Annotated in this window: 15 protein-coding genes and 1 pseudogene; 9 read left to right on the top strand and 7 right to left on the bottom strand. The window is 62.3% G+C overall.

Translation table 11 applies throughout. The features are described 5' to 3' along the window. Positions 1 to 94: 94 nt before the first annotated feature. Positions 95 to 1705, bottom strand: a complete 1611-nt coding sequence (locus tag ACVDG8_RS24435; RefSeq protein ID WP_447257003.1) for an ABC transporter substrate-binding protein — start codon at positions 1703 to 1705, stop codon at positions 95 to 97. Positions 1706 to 2049: 344 nt separating this feature from the next. Between ACVDG8_RS24435 and ACVDG8_RS24440 the strand changes: the two genes are divergently transcribed. Continuing rightward, positions 2050 to 3240: a M24 family metallopeptidase gene (locus ACVDG8_RS24440; protein ID WP_447257004.1), complete on the top strand. Its 1191-nt coding sequence runs from the start codon at positions 2050 to 2052 to the stop codon at positions 3238 to 3240. A 74-nt stretch (positions 3241 to 3314) separates the two neighbouring features. On the opposite strand, the gene ACVDG8_RS24445 is transcribed toward ACVDG8_RS24440, so the two are convergent. Genes ACVDG8_RS24445 through ACVDG8_RS24455 form a run of 3 tightly spaced genes read right to left on the bottom strand, consistent with a single transcriptional unit; the run spans position 3315 to position 5804 of the window. Next, entirely contained in the window at positions 3315 to 3731 is a 417-nt protein-coding gene (locus ACVDG8_RS24445) for a cupin domain-containing protein (protein WP_447257005.1), read from the bottom strand. 3 nt (positions 3732 to 3734) lie between these two features. Then, entirely contained in the window at positions 3735 to 4601 is an 867-nt protein-coding gene (locus ACVDG8_RS24450; RefSeq protein ID WP_447257006.1) for a phosphoenolpyruvate hydrolase family protein, read from the bottom strand. A 6-nt stretch (positions 4602 to 4607) separates the two neighbouring features. Next, on the bottom strand, positions 4608 to 5804 hold the full coding sequence (locus ACVDG8_RS24455) for a Tm-1-like ATP-binding domain-containing protein (RefSeq protein WP_447257007.1): 1197 nt from the start codon (positions 5802 to 5804) through the stop codon (positions 4608 to 4610). Between the two features lie 201 nt (positions 5805 to 6005). Between ACVDG8_RS24455 and ACVDG8_RS24460 the strand changes: the two genes are divergently transcribed. From ACVDG8_RS24460 to ACVDG8_RS24490, 7 genes and pseudogenes are all read left to right on the top strand, one after another. Further along, entirely contained in the window at positions 6006 to 6569 is a 564-nt protein-coding gene (locus tag ACVDG8_RS24460) for a TetR/AcrR family transcriptional regulator (protein ID WP_455707248.1), read from the top strand. Positions 6570 to 6961: 392 nt separating this feature from the next. Then, positions 6962 to 8277: pseudogene (locus ACVDG8_RS24465) on the top strand (ABC transporter substrate-binding protein). A gap of 64 nt (positions 8278 to 8341) precedes the next feature. Further along, entirely contained in the window at positions 8342 to 9247 is a 906-nt protein-coding gene (locus ACVDG8_RS24470) for a carbohydrate ABC transporter permease (RefSeq protein ID WP_447257010.1), read from the top strand. Position 9248: 1 nt separating this feature from the next. Next, positions 9249 to 10205: a carbohydrate ABC transporter permease gene (locus ACVDG8_RS24475; protein WP_447257011.1), complete on the top strand. Its 957-nt coding sequence runs from the start codon at positions 9249 to 9251 to the stop codon at positions 10203 to 10205. Further along, positions 10202 to 10423, top strand: a complete 222-nt coding sequence (locus ACVDG8_RS24480) for a hypothetical protein (protein WP_447257012.1) — start codon at positions 10202 to 10204, stop codon at positions 10421 to 10423. Before ACVDG8_RS24475 ends, ACVDG8_RS24480 begins: the two co-directional genes overlap by 4 nt. Beyond that, positions 10420 to 11526: an ABC transporter ATP-binding protein gene (locus ACVDG8_RS24485; protein WP_447257013.1), complete on the top strand. Its 1107-nt coding sequence runs from the start codon at positions 10420 to 10422 to the stop codon at positions 11524 to 11526. The genes ACVDG8_RS24480 and ACVDG8_RS24485 overlap by 4 nt, the downstream gene beginning before the upstream one ends. Next, a complete protein-coding gene (locus ACVDG8_RS24490; protein WP_447257014.1) occupies positions 11526 to 12629 on the top strand; it encodes an ABC transporter ATP-binding protein in 1104 nt (367 codons plus the stop codon). The genes ACVDG8_RS24485 and ACVDG8_RS24490 overlap by 1 nt, the downstream gene beginning before the upstream one ends. A gap of 51 nt (positions 12630 to 12680) precedes the next feature. On the opposite strand, the gene ACVDG8_RS24495 is transcribed toward ACVDG8_RS24490, so the two are convergent. Then, positions 12681 to 13565, bottom strand: coding sequence for a LysR family transcriptional regulator (locus tag ACVDG8_RS24495; RefSeq protein ID WP_447257015.1), 885 nt, complete (start codon positions 13563 to 13565; stop codon positions 12681 to 12683). Between the two features lie 141 nt (positions 13566 to 13706). Between ACVDG8_RS24495 and ACVDG8_RS24500 the strand changes: the two genes are divergently transcribed. Further along, positions 13707 to 14675, top strand: coding sequence for a DMT family transporter (locus ACVDG8_RS24500; RefSeq protein ID WP_447257016.1), 969 nt, complete (start codon positions 13707 to 13709; stop codon positions 14673 to 14675). Positions 14676 to 14742: 67 nt separating this feature from the next. On the opposite strand, the gene ACVDG8_RS24505 is transcribed toward ACVDG8_RS24500, so the two are convergent. Together ACVDG8_RS24505 and ACVDG8_RS24510 are read right to left on the bottom strand one after the other, a co-directional pair. Continuing rightward, positions 14743 to 15174: a DUF4437 domain-containing protein gene (locus tag ACVDG8_RS24505; RefSeq protein ID WP_447257017.1), complete on the bottom strand. Its 432-nt coding sequence runs from the start codon at positions 15172 to 15174 to the stop codon at positions 14743 to 14745. Positions 15175 to 15275: 101 nt separating this feature from the next. Continuing rightward, positions 15276 to 16253 (bottom strand): AraC family transcriptional regulator, encoded by a 978-nt coding sequence (locus tag ACVDG8_RS24510; protein WP_447257018.1) that lies wholly within the window; start codon positions 16251 to 16253, stop codon positions 15276 to 15278. Positions 16254 to 16273: the final 20 nt, after the last annotated feature.

Here is a 16273-nt window from a genome sequence, read left to right on the forward strand (position 1 = left end):
CCCCTTGTGGGGAGATGTCCGGCAGGACAGAGGGGGGCGCGAAGGAACTCTCATTCTCGAAACTGAGCACCCCGACTGGCAATCCGCAAGCAGATCAGCCCGCCAGATACGTGTCCGCCCAGTTCGAAACCGCCCAGCGCGGATTGTTGGCGATGTTGCCGACCGTATCGCGGGCGACCGAAATGAAACTCCATTCGGCGACATTGATCAGCGGAAGGTCGGCGGCCACATCTTTCTGGAACTCCTTGTACAGCTCGGTGCGCGCCGACGTGTCGAGCGTTTCCGATGCCTTGGCGATCAGCGCGTCCAGGTCGGCGTTCTTGTAGCCGCCCTGGTTGGAGAAGGGCACGCCGTCCGGAATGCCGCTCTGCACCAGGATGGTGGTCGAGATCGCCGGGTCGCCGCGGAACACCGGCGGACCGACGGCGAGGTCGAAGGCGTGGTCGGTGTAGACGGCCTTGATGTGCGCGGCCGAGTCGTTGTTGACGATCTCGGCGTCGATGCCGATGGCGGCCAGCGCCTGGCGCAGATAATCGCCGAACTGCTTTGTTTCGTTGAAATAGGGCGCCGGCAGGAGTTTCAGCGCAAAACGCTTGCCGTCGTCGGTGCGCTTGTAGCCGGCCTCGTCGAGCAGCGTGTTGGCCTTGGCGACGTCGAAGGGATAGGTCGGTACGTCGGCGGTATAGAATTGCGGGTCGTTCTTCGGAACCGGGCCGGTCGCGGTTGCGGCATAACCGAGGAAGATCGTCTTGACGACGAAGTCCTTGTCGATGGCATGCGCAATCGCCTGCCGCACTTTGAGGTCGGCCAGTTCCTTGCGGCGATGGTTGATCTCGACGACGAGCTGATAGGTCAGCCCCTCATAGCCCTTGGAGATGACCTTGAGGCCGGGCACTTTGGAGATGCGGTCGAGGTCGGCGAGCGGCACGGCGGAAAAGGCGGCGAGCTGGATTTCCTCGGCCTCCAGTGCGGCAGCGGCCGACGTGCGGTCGGGCAGCACCTGGTAGACGATCTCGTCGAGATAGGGCTCGTCCTTACCCCAATAGGCATCGTTCTTCGTCAGGCGGTAATACTGGCCGGCCTTGTATTCGGCGAATTTGAACGGACCGGTACCGATCGGCGCGTTGTTGGCCGGATTGTCCTCGATCTTGCCCACCTCATAAACGTGCTTCGGCACGACGCTCGACAGCGCCGGCAGCGCGTTGCGGATGAGCTGGAATGGCGTCGGCTTGGCGAATTTGAAGATTGCGGTCAGGTCGTCGGGCGTGTCGACGGCCTCGAGGTCCTTGAACACTGTCCGGCCGAGATTCTGTAGCGGCTTCCAGATCTGCAGCGCCGAGAAGGCGACGTCGGCCGAGGTGAAGGGATTGCCGTCATGCCACTTCACGCCGTCGCGCAATTTGAAGGTCGCAGACAATCCGTCGGCCGCCCCTTCCCACGAAAGCGCCAGCCGCGGCTGAAGCCCGTCCTTGCCGTCGAAGGAGGCCTCGGCCAGCGTCTCGACGATCTTGCTGGAGATGAAGAAGACGCCATTGGAAGCGACGATTGCCGGGTTGAGATTGCGCGGTTCGGAATCGGCGGCAAGGACGAGGCGTCCGCCTTTCTTCGGCGTCTGCGCCAGGCCGATGGTCGGCAGCGCGGTCGAGGCCAAAAGCAGCGCCGAGCCGGCCAGCAGGCCGCGGCGTGAAATCGTGAATTCTGACATCGTTCAACTCCCCTCTTCGCGCCCGAGCAGGCGCGGCAATCTCGAACAGTTGAGGATTATGGCCTTGGCAAAGGTTTCGCCAGAGACGGATTTGGCGCATGCTGGCTTGGCTTTGAAATTTTCGTCCGCTGGACCAGTTATAGCTAGAAGACCGAAACGGCAGCCTGGTCAGACCAGATTGCCGTAGCCTGATGCGTGGAGAATAGTTTTGGGCTCGGAATTGATGGTTATATATCAATTCTGGCTGGACCAGAGAGACCAAAATAAGGCAGATTTAGCCGATATCGGGATTCAAAGACGATTGGCCGCTTGAGCAGGCCGATAAATTTCCAAGGGAGAGGCAGATGAACATCGCTCCGGGCAAAACCGAGGTCAGCAGCGTCCCATTCGACCAGGCGCGGGTGGACCGGCTGATGGATGCGGCGGGCATCGACGTGCTGTTCGCCACGTCCAAGCACAACACGCAATATCTGCTCGGCGGCTACAAATTCATCTTTTTTGCCGCGATGGATGCGATCGGGCACAGCCGCTATCTGCCGATCGTCCTTTACGAGAAGGGCGGGCCGGAGCATGCGGCCTATATCGGCAACAAGATGGAGGGCGGCGAGCACCAGAACCATCCGTTCTGGACGCCGACATTGCATGCTGCCTGCTGGGGCACACTCGATGCCGCCAATCTGGCGGTCGAGCATCTGCGCAAGATCGGCAAGGGCGCCGCGCGTATCGGCATTGAGCCAGGCTTCCTGCCGTCGGACGCCTACACGCTGATCCGCAAGGCGCTGCCCGACGCCAAGCTGATCGACGCCACCGATATGCTGGAGAGCATGCGCGCCATCAAGACCGGCGCCGAACTTGAACAGCTGCGCATCGCCTCGGAGCTGATCACCGATTCCATGCTGGCGACGATCGCCTGGGCGCGCGAAGGCACGACCAAGGCCGACATCATCGAGCATTTGCGGCGCGAGGAGACCAATCGCGGCGCGCATTTCGAATATTGCCTGCTGACGTTGGGCTCCAGCCACAACCGCGCTTCGTCAAACCAGGCGTGGAAAAAGGGCGAGGTGCTGTCGATCGATTCCGGCGGCAACTACCATGGCTATATCGGCGACCTCTGCCGCATGGGCGTGCTGGGCGAGCCGGACGCCGAGCTGGAGGATCTGCTGGCTGAAATCGAGACGGTGCAGCAGGCGGCGTTCTCCAAGGTCACGGCGGGCACACTGGGCGGCGACATGATTTCGTATGCGGAGGGCGTGCTGAAGGCCTCGAAAGTTGCGCCCTATACGGATTTCTTCGCCCACGGCATGGGCCTGATCACGCATGAGGCGCCGTTCCTGATGACCAACCATCCGGTCGCCTATGAAGGCACCTATGCGGCAAAGCCGCTGGAGACGAACATGGTGCTTTCGGTGGAGACCACCATGCTTCACCCGACGCGGGGCTTCATCAAGCTGGAAGATACGGTCGCCGTGACCGACAGCGGCTATGTGATGTTCGGCGATCGGGGAAGGGGCTGGAACAGGGGCGGGGCTTCGTAAAGCCGAAGCCGTCGCTGCCCCTCATCCGCCCTTCGGGCACCTTCTCCCCGTGGAACGGGGAGAAGGAAAGGCTGTCAGTGCCCCGCCGGCAGCAGCCTGAAATCCGGCAGCTCGCGCAGCACCAGCTCCGGGCCGGCTGGCGAGTAAACGACGAAGAGCTGCATCGGCGCATCGCCCGTATTCAGCGTCGAATGGAAACGGCTTTCCGGCACATAGATGGTGCAGCCGGGGCCGACTTTGGCGACCACCGGGTTGCCTTGCTCGTCCTCGACCATCTGTTCGCCGTTGCCTGAAATCACGAAGATGATTTCCTCGGCGCCCGGATGGTTGTGACGCGTGTGGCCCTTGCCCGAGGGAAGGTCGACGACGCCTCCCGAAAAGCGGGTCGCCCCGTTCACCTCAGGCGCGACGGTCAGCGACAGCTTGCCCCAGTCGAAGCCGAAGGCGCTGACATCCTTCGGGTAGACGAAAACCTTGCTCCTGTCGGCCATTGCTCATCCCTTCTTTTTCTTTGACGTTGTCTTGCCGTCGTGCAGCGTGACGGCCTTGAAATCCGCTGTCTGCCTGGCGATGGCCGCTTCCGCCGGCAGCCGCTCCATCGAGCTTGCGCCATAAAAGCCATGCAGGCCTTTGCAGCGGTCAAGGATGTAGCGGGCATCGTCGGGCATCGAGATCGGGCCGCCGTGGCAAAGCAGGATGACATCGTTGCGCACCGAGCGCGCGGCATCGGCGATGGCGTCGATCTCGACCACGCAGTCGTCGAGCGACTTGGCCGACGTCGCGCCGATCGAGCCGCCGGTCGTCACTCCCATATGGGCGACGACGATGTCGGCGCCGGCCTTGGTCATGGCGCGGGCCTCGTCCGGGCTGAAGACATAGGGTGTGGTCAGAAGATCGAGCCTGTGCGCCTCGGCGATCATGTCGACCTCGAGGCCGAAGCCCATGCCGGTCTCTTCGAAGCTTTGCCGCATCTGGCCGTCGAACAGGCCGATGGTCGGAAAATTCTGCACGCCGGAAAAGCCCATCGTCTTCAGCTCGGCCAGCAGCAGCGGCATGATGACGAAGGGATCGGTGCCGTTGACGCCGGCCAGCACCGGCGTCTTCTTCACCACCGGCAACACCTCATAGGCCATTTCCTTGACGATCTCGTTGGCGTTGCCATAGGCGAGCAGGCCGGCGGCCGAGCCGCGCCCGGCCATGCGGTAGCGGCCCGAATTGTAGATGATGATGAGATCGATACCGCCGGCTTCCTCGGCCTTGGCCGACAGACCGGTGCCGGCGCCGCCGCCGACAATCGGCACGCCGTCGGCAATCATCTTGCGGAATTTTTCCAGGATCTTCTTGCGGGGGATGGCGGCCATCGGGTCTCACTTCTTGGCAATGTCGAGGAAAGCCGCGGCCGCGGCCTTGGCGAAGGCGGGATCGTTGATATGCAGCGGCAGGCGCGTCACGGTGCGGTTCTTCGTCGGCCTGAGCGTGCGTTCGATCGCGTCGAACAGTACCGCGTCGGCTTCCGGATCGAAGAAGGCGCCGCCTTCGATATCGAGGGCGGATACGCCTTTTTCCGGAATGAGGAAGCGGACGGCACCGTCGCATCGGGCAAGCCTGCCGCCGATCCATTCGCCGATCTGGCGGCATTCCTCGATGGTGGTGCGCATCAGCGTGACGTTGGGATTGTGCTCGTAAAACAGCCGCCCGCGATAGCGCTGGGGAATGGTCGGGGGCGCCCAGAAGTTGACCATGTCGAGCGCGCCGACCGAGCCGACATAGGGCAGGCCGGTGCGGGCAATGGCGCCGAAGCGGTCCTCCGCCGCCGGCAGAACGCCGCCAAACAGAAGGTCGCAGACTTCCGTCGTGGTCATGTCGAGGACGCCGGCGAGCAGGCCGGAGTCGGCGAGCTTCTCCATCGAGCGGCCGCCGGTGCCGGTGGCGTGAAAGACCATGCAGTCATAGTCGGCGCGCAGATGTTCGACGATTGCCGTCACGCAGGGCGTGGTGACGCCGAACATGGTAAGCCCGAGCGCCGGCTTACCGGTGGCTGACGGCGCCGGCTTTGCGGCCATGCCGGCAATTGCCTGGGCGGCGTTGTGCAACACGACACGTGACAACCGGTTGAGCCCGGCCATGTCGGTCACCGACGGCATCATGATGATGTCGGAAACGTCGACATAGGGTGCTGTGTCGCCGGAGGCGAGCGTCGAGATCATGATCTTGGGCAGGCCGAGCGGCAGCGTACGCATGCCGGCGGTGACGATCGACGTGCCGCCGCCACCGCCGATGCCGACGACGCCGGCAACATCGGTTCGGGACTGGATGAAGCCGGTGAAAGCCGCGCCCATGCCGGCCACCGCCGTGCCGCGGTCATCGATGCCAAGCACCGCGCCTGCGCCGTCAGGATGATGTGCCGCGACCTCGCTGGCCGGTACGTCGACTGGGACGGAGGCGCCGCGCGTGCCGATATCGACACGGGCGACAAGGCCGCCGGCAGCAGTGACGGCATCGGCCAGGAAGGCCAGTTCCTCGCCCTTGGTGTCGGCGGTGCCCACGACGTAGATGCGCTTCATCGCGTTTCCCCATCACCCCGCGCGCCTGGCGAGGCCACCGACCTTTTGCATGGTCGTCCGTCGAGGCATGGACCATTGCAATTTTTTGAGACGCGCGTATCGTATTGACATGGATATCTCACGTCAACAAGCCGCTGCCCGCGACGGCGATGATCAGGCGCCGTTCGCTGAAAAGGGCCGCGCGCCCGCACCAGGCGCCTGATGCTGGAGACGGCGACCAGGCTGATGCAGTCGGGCCTGACGCCTTCGGTCAGCGAGGTAGCCGAGGCGGCACAGGTCTCGCGGGCGACGGCCTATCGCTATTTCCCGAGCCAGGCGGCGCTGGTGCAGGCGGTGGTCGACGAGGGGCTCGGACCGATCCTCACCTGGACATCCAATTCCAACGATGCGGAGCGGCGCGTGGCCGATCTCTTCGCCACCGCCATGCCGCGCATCGAGGCTTTCGAGGCGACATTCAAGGCGGCGCTGAAATTGTCGCTCGACCAATGGGCGCGCCGGGAGGCGGGCACGCTCGGATCCGAGCCGGCTTTCACGCGGGGGCATCGTGTCGATCTGCTGAAGGATGCGATCGCGCCACTTAAAGGGCGTCTCAAGCCGCGCCAGTTCAAGCGCTTGGCGCAGTCCCTGTCGCTGATGTTCGGTGTCGAGGTGGTCACGGTCCTGAAGGACATATGGGGGCTGGAGAGCGCTGAGATGATGTCTGTCGCTCAATGGGCGGCAGGTGCGCTGGTGCGTGCCGCAATCTCGGAATCAGAGGCGAAATGAGCACGAATACCGGTCGTGCCGAAAACGACAATCGTTCAAATCTGGTTGGACCAGATTATACAAGCAGCTCGGAATATTAATTGTGATGAGCCGTGCGTGACAATGGCGCTTCATATCAAGGAGTAGGAAAAATAAGGCAAATCAGGCAGATATCGCGACGGTTGGTTCATTCGACTGTCGCTGATCGCATAAGAAAGCGCTTGACGCCAAGCCGAAATTGGTAATACCAGATCAGGACTGATAAAGCGGATTGGAACTGAGGGCTGCGATCCACTTTCCGGCAGGGCGAGGAGGCCCCGGAACCGGAAAGGTGCCATCACGGAGGAACTACCAGGGCCGGCGACATTGCCGGCTCGAATGACACGGTAGAATGCGCACCAGGGAGGAAAACAATGCGCAAGATAGTGACCAGCGTGATTGCTGGTATCGGGCTGGCGCTTGCCTGCGGGACATCAGTCCGCGCGCAAGACAAGGAACTCACCATCTTCTGGGCGGAATGGGATCCGGCGAACTATCTGCAGGAACTCGTCAATGATTACACGGCCGAGACCGGGGTGAAGGTCACGGTGCAGACGACGCCGTGGCCGGATTTCCAGACCAAGGCTTTCACTGAGTTCAACGCGCATGGCGACGCGTACGACCTAGTCGTCGGCGACTCGCAATGGCTGGGCGCCGGTTCGACACAAGGCCACTATGTCGACCTGACCGACTTCTTCAATCAGCACAAGCTCACTGACGTGATGGCGCCCGCGACCATCAAGTACTATGCCGAATACCCCGGCGGGTCCGGCAAGTACTGGGCGATCCCGCTGGAAGGCGACGCGATCGGCTGGTCATACCGCAAGGACTGGTTCGAGGATCCAAAGGAGAAGGAAGCCTTCAAGGCGAAGTACGGCTACGACCTCGACGTGCCGAAGACTTATGCGCAGCTGCGCGACATAGCCGAGTTCTTCCATCGTCCGGACCAGAAGAAATACGGCGTCGCAATCTACACCGACAATTCCTATGATGCGATGGCGATGGGCGTTGAAAGCGCCATCTTCAGCTACGGCGGCGATCTCGGCGACTATGCAAGTTACAAGGTCGACGGCATCGTCAATTCGAAAGAGGCTGCCGCAGGCCTCGACATGTACAAGCAACTGTACAAGTTCGCGCCTCCTGGCTGGGGAAGACCTTTTTCGTGGAAGACAATCAGGCGATCACCGGCGGGCTCGCCGCGATGAGCATGAACTTCTTCGCCTTCTTCCCGCCGCTGGTGAACAAGGCCACCAACCCTCATGCCGACGTCACCGGCTTCTTCGCCAATCCGGCCGGCCCGGATGGTAAGCGCTTCGCCGCTCTCGGCGGCCAAGGCATTTCCGTCGTCTCGTACTCGAAGAACAAGGACGAGGCGATGAAGTTCCTTGAGTGGTTCATCAAGGACGACACCCAGAAGAAATGGGCCGACCTCGGTGGTTACACCTGCAGCCAAGCCGTGCTGAAGTCGGAAGCTTTTCAGAAGGCCACGCCGTACAACAAGGCGTTCTACGACACGATGTTCATGGTCAAGGACTTCTGGGCGACGCCTGAATACGCCGAAGTGCTCGATCAGCTGAACCAGAACATCTATCCGTTCGTGGTCGGCGGCAAGGGCACTGCCCAGGAGGCACTCGACAAGACCGCCGCCGACTGGAAGGCGACGTTCACCAAGTACAATCGCTACAAGTAAGCAGCACAGTTAGAATGCCGGAGGAGGGTTTCCCCTCCGGCATTTCTGTTTTCGGGAGACAAAGTTGGCTTCGGTAGCCCTCACCAATCTTGATCCAGCGTCCAGGGCCGCCGCGCGCGGATGGTCCGATCTGACCATCCGCAACCTGTTCATCATCCCGACGCTGGTCTTTCTGATCGTCTTCAACATCTTCCCGCTGATCTACTCGCTGGGCTATTCGTTCACGAATTTCGCCGCGAACCGAAGCGAACCCTGGCAGTTCGTCGGCTTGCAGAACTATCGTGAATTGCTGAGCGACGATCACATCTGGTCGAACTTCGTCATCACGGCGAAATATGTCATCGTCTCCGTGGCCGGCCAGATGATCGTGGGCTTCGGCCTAGCGCTCCTGCTCAACCGCAGCTTCCCGATGAAGGGCCTGATCACCACGCTCTTGCTGTTGCCGATGATGATGTCGGCGGCAGTCGTCGGCCTGTTCTGGCAGCTGCTCTACAGCCCGTCCTGGGGGCCGATCAACTATGCCTTCGGCCTGGGCGATTTCGCCTGGCTCTCCAATCCCGACAGCGCGCTCTACGCGGTCGCCATCACCGACATCTGGATGTGGTCGCCTTTCGTCATGCTGCTGTCACTCGCTGGCTTGTCGGCAGTGCCGCAGCATCTCTATGAGGCCGCCGCGATCGACCGCGCCGGCTGGTGGTACACTTTTACCCGCATCACCTTGCCGCTGGTCTCGCCAATCCTTTTGATCGCCTTGATCTTCCGCACCATGGAGGCCTTCAAAACCTTCGACATCGCCTACACCATGACGACCCAGCCGACCGCCGAGCTGATTGCGATCCGGCTCTACAAGCAGGCCTTCCAGCAGTGGGACACCGGCAAGTCCTGCGCGCTGGCCTACATCGTGCTGATCATGGTGCTGGCCATCACCAACCTCTACGTGAAGTATCTCAACAAGGTGAAGGAGCGCTGACATGGCCGCCGTCCGCACTTCTTCCGAGATCGCGCTCAACCGTGTCGCCATCGTCGCGGTGCTGATTGCGACGCTGGTCTTCCTGGCGCCGATCTACTGGATCGCTTCCACAGCCTTCAAGCCGAAGGAACTGGCGGTCAGCGTGCCGCCCACCGTCCTGTTCGAGCCCGAGATCACGCCGTTCATCCGTTTGTTCACCAAACGCGTGCAGATGCAGAAGCCCGTCGACCCGCAAGTCTACGAGGCCGCGCCCTGGTGGGAAAAGCGTATCTATGACGGCGGCGAGCGGGTGCTGAAGGTCGGCAAGGATGTGCAGCTTTCGCAGTATCCCGACCGCTTCATGAACAGCCTTATCGTGGCGGTCATCAGCACGGTGCTTGCCGTTGGCATGGGAACTTTCACCGCCTACGGCTTCTCGCGCTTCAAGATCGCGGGTGAGGCGGACCTACTCTTCTTCATCCTGTCGACGCGCATGCTTCCGCCGGTGGTCGTGGCGATCCCGATGTTCCTGATGTACCGGATGGTCGGCCTCAACGATTCGCATATCGGGTTGATCATCCTCTACGTCGCGTTCAACCTGTCCTTCTCGGTCTGGCTGATGAAGGGCTTCATGGACGAGATCCCGAAGGAATATGAGGAGGCAGCACTCGTCGACGGCTACACGCGCATGCAGGCCTTCTTCAAGATCGTGCTGCCGGAAGCGGCGACCGGCATCGCCGCCACCGCCGTGTTCTGTTTCATCACCGCCTGGAACGAGTACGCTTTCGCATTGATCATGACCAATCGGCGCGCGCAGACGGCGCCACCCTTTATCCCCAGCCAGATCGGTTCTGGCCTTCCGGACTGGACCACGATCGCGGCGGGCACCTTCCTGTTCCTGCTGCCGGTCGCGATCTTCACCTTCCTGCTGCGCAATCATCTGCTTCGCGGTGTGACCTTCGGAGCGATCCGCAAATGAGCTTTCGCGCGGCCAATGAGAAATACCTCCTGCCGGCCTCGCAGGTGCTCATGGTGCTGGGCATCGTTGCGCTCTGCCAGCCATGGAGCCTCAGCCTGCATTCCTATGGCGTGACGATCATCCTGTTCGGGCTGATCGGTTTCAACATCACGTCCAAGATTGCGCCGGAGCGCAGCGAAGAAACCGGCGCCGCGACGCATGAGGGGGTGCGGCAGTGACGCAGATCGAACTTCGCGGCATCGAAAAATTCTTCGGTGCCGTCCAGGTCATCCACAATCTGAACCTCGCCATCGCCGACAACGAGTTCATCGTGCTGCTTGGACAGTCCGGCTGCGGCAAGACCACGACGCTGCGTGCGGTAGCGGGGCTGGAGACGATCGACAAGGGCGACATACTGATCGATGGCAAGGCGGTGCAGCACCTCAGGGCCGCCGACCGCGACATAGCCATGGTGTTCCAGTCCTTCTCGCTCTACCCGCACATGACGGTGTTCGAGAACATGGCCTTTCCGCTGCGCGCAACGCGCATGAGCAGCGGCGAGGTCGACAAATCGGTGCGCGAGATCGCCCGGGTTCTGCGCATCGCCGACATGCTCGACAAGAAGCCGTCTGCGCTCTCCGGCGGCGACATGCAGCGCGTGGCGATCGGCCGGGCACTGGTGCGGCGCCCAAAGGCGATGCTGATGGACGAGCCGATCGGGGCGCTGGACGCCAAGCTGCGCGAGGAGATGCGGGCCGAGATCAAGCGCCTGCACGTCAAGCAGGGGTCGACCACGATCTACGTCACGCATGACCAGATCGAGGCGATGAGCCTCGCCGACCGTACCGTCATCATGCATGAGGGCTTCATCCAGCAGGTCGGCACGCCGGACGATGTCTATTCGCATCCGGCGAACCTGTTTGTGGCGCAGTTCGTCGGCAGCCCGGTGATGAACGTCGCCGAAGCCAGCGTCGCCGATCGCGCCGGCGCTGCGTCCGTCACCGTCGGTGGCGCGCCGTCGGGCTTCGAGTTCCCGGGCGAACTCCTGTCCAGGCTCAACGGCCACGCCACCAATGGCGGCCTGACGCTTGGCATCCGCCCGGAGGGGGTGCTGGTGCGGCATGACGCTGCGCCGGGCTTTGTGCCTGTGGAGGCGCATATCATCGAGCCGCTCGGCTCCTTCGACATCGTCGACCTCAAGGTTGGCTCCAAAATGCTGCGCGCTCGTACCAAGGCCGGTTACGTTTCGGGCCCGGGCGAGAAGGTCCATGCCCGCATCGATCCGGAGCAGGCGCATTTCTTCGACACGGCAAGCGGCAAGTCGCTTGGGGTAAGGTTGTAATGGCCCATATCGAGCTTAAGAACATCACCAAGAAGTTCGGCGGCCACACCGCGCTGACGGGTCTGAATCTCGACATCGCGGACGGCGAGTTCTTCGTGCTGCTCGGCGAGACCGGCGCCGGCAAGACGACGACGTTACGGCTGGTCGCTGGCCTGGACAAACCGACCGAAGGCCAGGTCTTCATCGACGGCGTCGACGTTGCCGACTGGGGTGCGGCCGAGCGCGACGTGGCGCTGGTGCTGCAGCAATATTCGCTCTATCCGCGCTACACGGTGCGGCAGAATTTGGAATTCCCGCTGAAGCCGAAGATACGCCGGCTGCCCGACGCCGAGATCAAGGACCGCGTCGACCGCGCCGCCCGCACGCTCAGGATCGAGCATCTGCTCGACCGCAAGACCGACCGTCTGTCGGGCGGTGAGATGCAGCGCGTCTCGATCGGCCGCGCCATCGTGCGCAAGCCGCGCGTGTTCCTGATGGACGAGCCGCTGTCGGCCCTCGACGCCAAATTGCGCGAGGCGCTGCGCACGGAATTGAAGAACCTGCAGATGCAGCTCGGCGCCACCTTCCTGTTCGTCACCCACGACCAGATCGAGGCGATGTCGATGGGCGACAAGGTCGGGGTGCTCAACCACGGCCGTATCGTGCAGACCGGCACGCCGCACGAGATCTACAACAATCCGCGCGACACCTATGTCGCGAGCTTCGTCGGCTCGCCGCCGATGAACCTTATCGACGGCAGGCTGGTCAACGACCGTGCGGTCATGGCGCCGATGAATTTCGAACTGCCGCTTAATGGGGGAGCCGGGACTTTTCTGGGGGAGAAGGCGGGCGGAGCGACCGAAGGTCGCCCGCTCGTCTTCGGTATCCGTCCGGAGGATGTCTATCTGGAGAGCGGCGCGCCGGTCGAAGCGCGCGTCCACGATGTCGAAAACCACGGCGTCGAAAAGATCCTGACGCTCAGGGTCGGCGACATGATGCTGCGCGCCACCGTGCCGGCCAGAACCGATGTCGCGATCGAGCAGCCGGTGCGCTTTGCCTGGAATCCCGACAAAGTGGTGATGTTCGACAAAGGCAGTGGCGTCAGTCTACGGCACGCTGGCTGAGCGCCAGAGCTCCGGGCCTTGGAAACGAACCAAGCCGTGCCAAACATGCGTTTAAGCCAGTGCCGGCTGCATGTCCTTGACGGTCGTTTCCAGGAAATCGCAGACGAGGCGGACACGCCGCGTCTGACGGATATCCTCATGCGCGACGAGCCAAATGGGTTCGTCGTGGCGGCAAAGAGCGGGCTTTATCCTCTCCAGACCTGTTTGACCGGTCGCAGCGATACAGGGCAGTACGCCAAGCCCGCTCCCCGATTTGATCGCCATCATCTGTGCCTGCATGGAATCGACCTGAAGCACCGTGCTTCCTCCTTCGGCCCAGGACCGCAAGGCTTTCGGCAAAGCCATAAAGGACAGCGGGTCACCCCATGTGATCAATCGATGACCAACGATTGGCAATGCATCCTGCTCGATTGGATGCTTTGTCAGATAATCCGGCGACCCATAAAGACCGAAGGCAATCGTGCCGATACGCTTGACGGCGAAACTGCCATGTTCCGGACGGCAAAGGCGCAGTCCGACGTCGGCCTCGCGCTGCGGAAGGCTGGCGAAGGATGCATTGATAGCAACACCGATGGACAGGTCGGGATAAGCGTCCTGGAAGGCGGACAGCCGCGGCATGATGAGATGATGGGCCAGGGATTCAACGGTCACGATGCGAACGGTGCCGGAGACGCGCCCATCCTGCTCGCTGAAGCGGTTCTCCAACTCGGTCATGCCCGTTTCAAGCGCCGCAGCCTTGTCGACCATGTCATGACCGGCCTTTGTCAGCGCGTAGCCATCCGGACGCCGCTCGAACAGGCGCGTATGCAGAGCGGCCTCCAAAGTCTCGATCCGGCGCGCAACGGTTGATGGGCTGGCTCGCACTTCGCGCGCCGCCCCAGTCAAGCCGCCATGCCGCGCAACTGCGAGGAAGAAACGAATATCGTTCCAGTTCATCTTTTCTATTTCTGGAAAGCCATCATCCAGACATAGCCATCGCGCCGCATGACAGGAAGTCATATTTTTCGGGGGAACGCACAAAGAGGGGTCGAAGACGATTGTCGGGCAGCCGCTCCATGGGACACAAGGGCGATTGTCATGGATGCATCGCGGATGGCTGGCATCGCAGCCGCGCTCTTTGCAGCGTTCGTCTGGTCCCTGAATTTCATCATACCGTTCGTGATCGGCGACTATACGGTCTTCGACTTCGCCCTGCTGCGTTTTGGAATCTCGGGTCTGGCCGGGCTTGGTTTTCTGGCCGTGAGGCTCAAGGCCGTGCGCCAGGTCGGCCCCCGCGATTGGCTGATCACAGCCTGGCTCGCCTTCATCGGTTATGTCGGCTATTTCCTCACCGTCACCGGAGCCGCCATCTGCGCGGGCCCGATCATCGCTCCGGCCTTTCTGGGCCTTGTGCCGATCGTTCTCGCCATCGTCGGTAATATCCGCCAGGGGTCCGTGCCGTGGCGGTCATTGTCGGTTCCGTCAGCGTTGGTGGGTGTCGGCCTGCTTCTCGTCAACCGGGACGCCTTTGCAAGCCTGGACGCGAGGACCGATCATGGCCTTTGGCTCGGCATGGGCCTGGCCTTGAGCGCGATAGCGTTGTGGACATGGTTTGCCGTCGCCAACCAGGCCGCGCTTGCCAGAAGGCCGCGAATGGATGCCGGAATCTGGACCGCGCTTATCCTCGTCGGCGGCGGCCTGGAGATGCTGGTCTTCTTTCCGTTTGGCGCTGCGTTCGGCTTGTTCGAACTCCCCAGGCTCGGTGCCGGCTGGGAGACCGCCGGCAATCTCTATCTCTGGGGAGGAGCACTTGCGATCTTGGCCTCGGTCTGCGGCGTTTGGGCCTGGAATGTAGCGGCGCGCAATCTGCCGATTGCGCTGGCCGCGCAACTCATTGTCTCGGAGACCGCTTTCGGCGCGATCTTCGGCCTTGCGGCACACGGGCGCTGGCCCAATTTGGCGGAAGCCGGCGGCATCATTGCCCTGATCGCCGGCGTGATCCATGCAATCCACCTGTTTCACCGACAGGCGGCGACAGCTCACGTTCCGCTGTCGCAGAGCGCTTGAAACCGCTGCTGCCTCCGGCTGCGATCCCTTGGGTGCCTCGGGGCGTTGTCCGCGGATTGCCGGCGGATTATTTCTGGATGTAGGTCTCGTAGGGCGTGTCGTTGATCAGCAGGATCACGCATTCGGTGTCCGAGAGGCAGGCATCGTCATGCATCTCGTTGGCCTTCTGCGTCCAGTAGGAACCAGGCGACAGCTCGACCTTGGTCGCCTCGCCGCCTTCCATCTGCCAGTGCGCCCAAAGCCCCTTGATGACGACCGCGCGATAATCGGCGGTGTGGGCATGGACGGGCGCGCGCCAGTTGCCGGGGACTTTCAGCAGCGTGCCGGCCGAACCCTTCGCCCGCTCACCCCATAGCGGGCCGAGGCGCTGCGGCTGGTCCGGTGCTTCGGCGACGTAGGGGATCTTGTCTGCGGGCAGGTAGCTGTCTTCGAGCGCGAATGCGCGTTGTGGCACGAAAGAGAGCGCGGCAAGCGCAAGCGTTACAAGGTATCTGGTCATTGGGGTTCCTCCACCAGGCCAGATTATGTCCTTGCCACGGACAGGGAATGACGCCTCGTCCAAAAAACTTGGCGATTTCTCCAGACGGCGATTTGAACGGCTCAGGCGGTCGTACTGTCCGCGCTGCCGGCCGTGTTGCGGAAATGGCTCGGCGCTTCGCCCATCACCCGCTTGAAGGCGCGGCTGAAGGAAGCTTCGGAATCATAGCCCAGCCTTGCCGCCGCCACCGAGACCCGCATACCGTCGCGGGCCAGCCACTGCCTGGCCTGGTGCATGCGCACCTGCAGCACATATTTAGCCGGCGTTTCGCCGACCACGGTGGCGAAACGCTGGGCAAAGGCGGAGCGCGAGGCGCCCATCTTCTCGGCCAGCGCTTCAACCGTCCAGTCGCGTTCGGGCTGCAGATGGATGGCGGCGAGCACCTTGCCGACATCGGGATTGCGGACGGCGGCGATCCAGCCCGAGGCATCGCCGCAGCCATTCTCCACCCAGCAGCGGATGATGGTGGCGGCAAGCACATCGGCAAGGCGGGCAAGGATGCCCCCGGAGCCGACACGATCCATCGTCACCTCGCCGGCCATCGCGTCGAGCAGATGCTGGATGCTCGGCGCATTCGCCATCAACTTATGCGCCTGCATCAGGTCAGGCATCATGTCGAGCAGCGGATGCGAGCCGTCGAGATTGAAGTGCATGCTGCCGCAAAACAGCAGGGTCTTGCGGCCGTCGCAGCCGTTGGAGACATCGTAGATATTCTCGCAGACCGGTTCGATGGTGTAGCGGCCGATCGGCACAGGCGGCACGCCCGGCGCGCTGGCCAGAATGTGTTCGTCGCCGCGCGGGATGAGCAGCGCGTCGCCCACCGACAGTTCGATCCATTCCTTCGCCGGCGAGAACAGCCAGCAGCCCCGCTGCCCAATGAAATGGAAGCGCGCCGCTTTCTGCTTGGGGAAGGAGACCGCCCACGGTTCGCCGAGCACGCAGCGGCCGTAGTCGACCCCATCGAGACGCAACCCGCGCAGCATGTCAGTCAGAGGGTCGCCGGATGCTGGCAGTGTCGATTTGGACGAATTGTAATTCATTTCGGTGTTTATAGCATGGA

Source organism: Mesorhizobium sp. ORM8.1 (genome assembly GCF_053005525.2).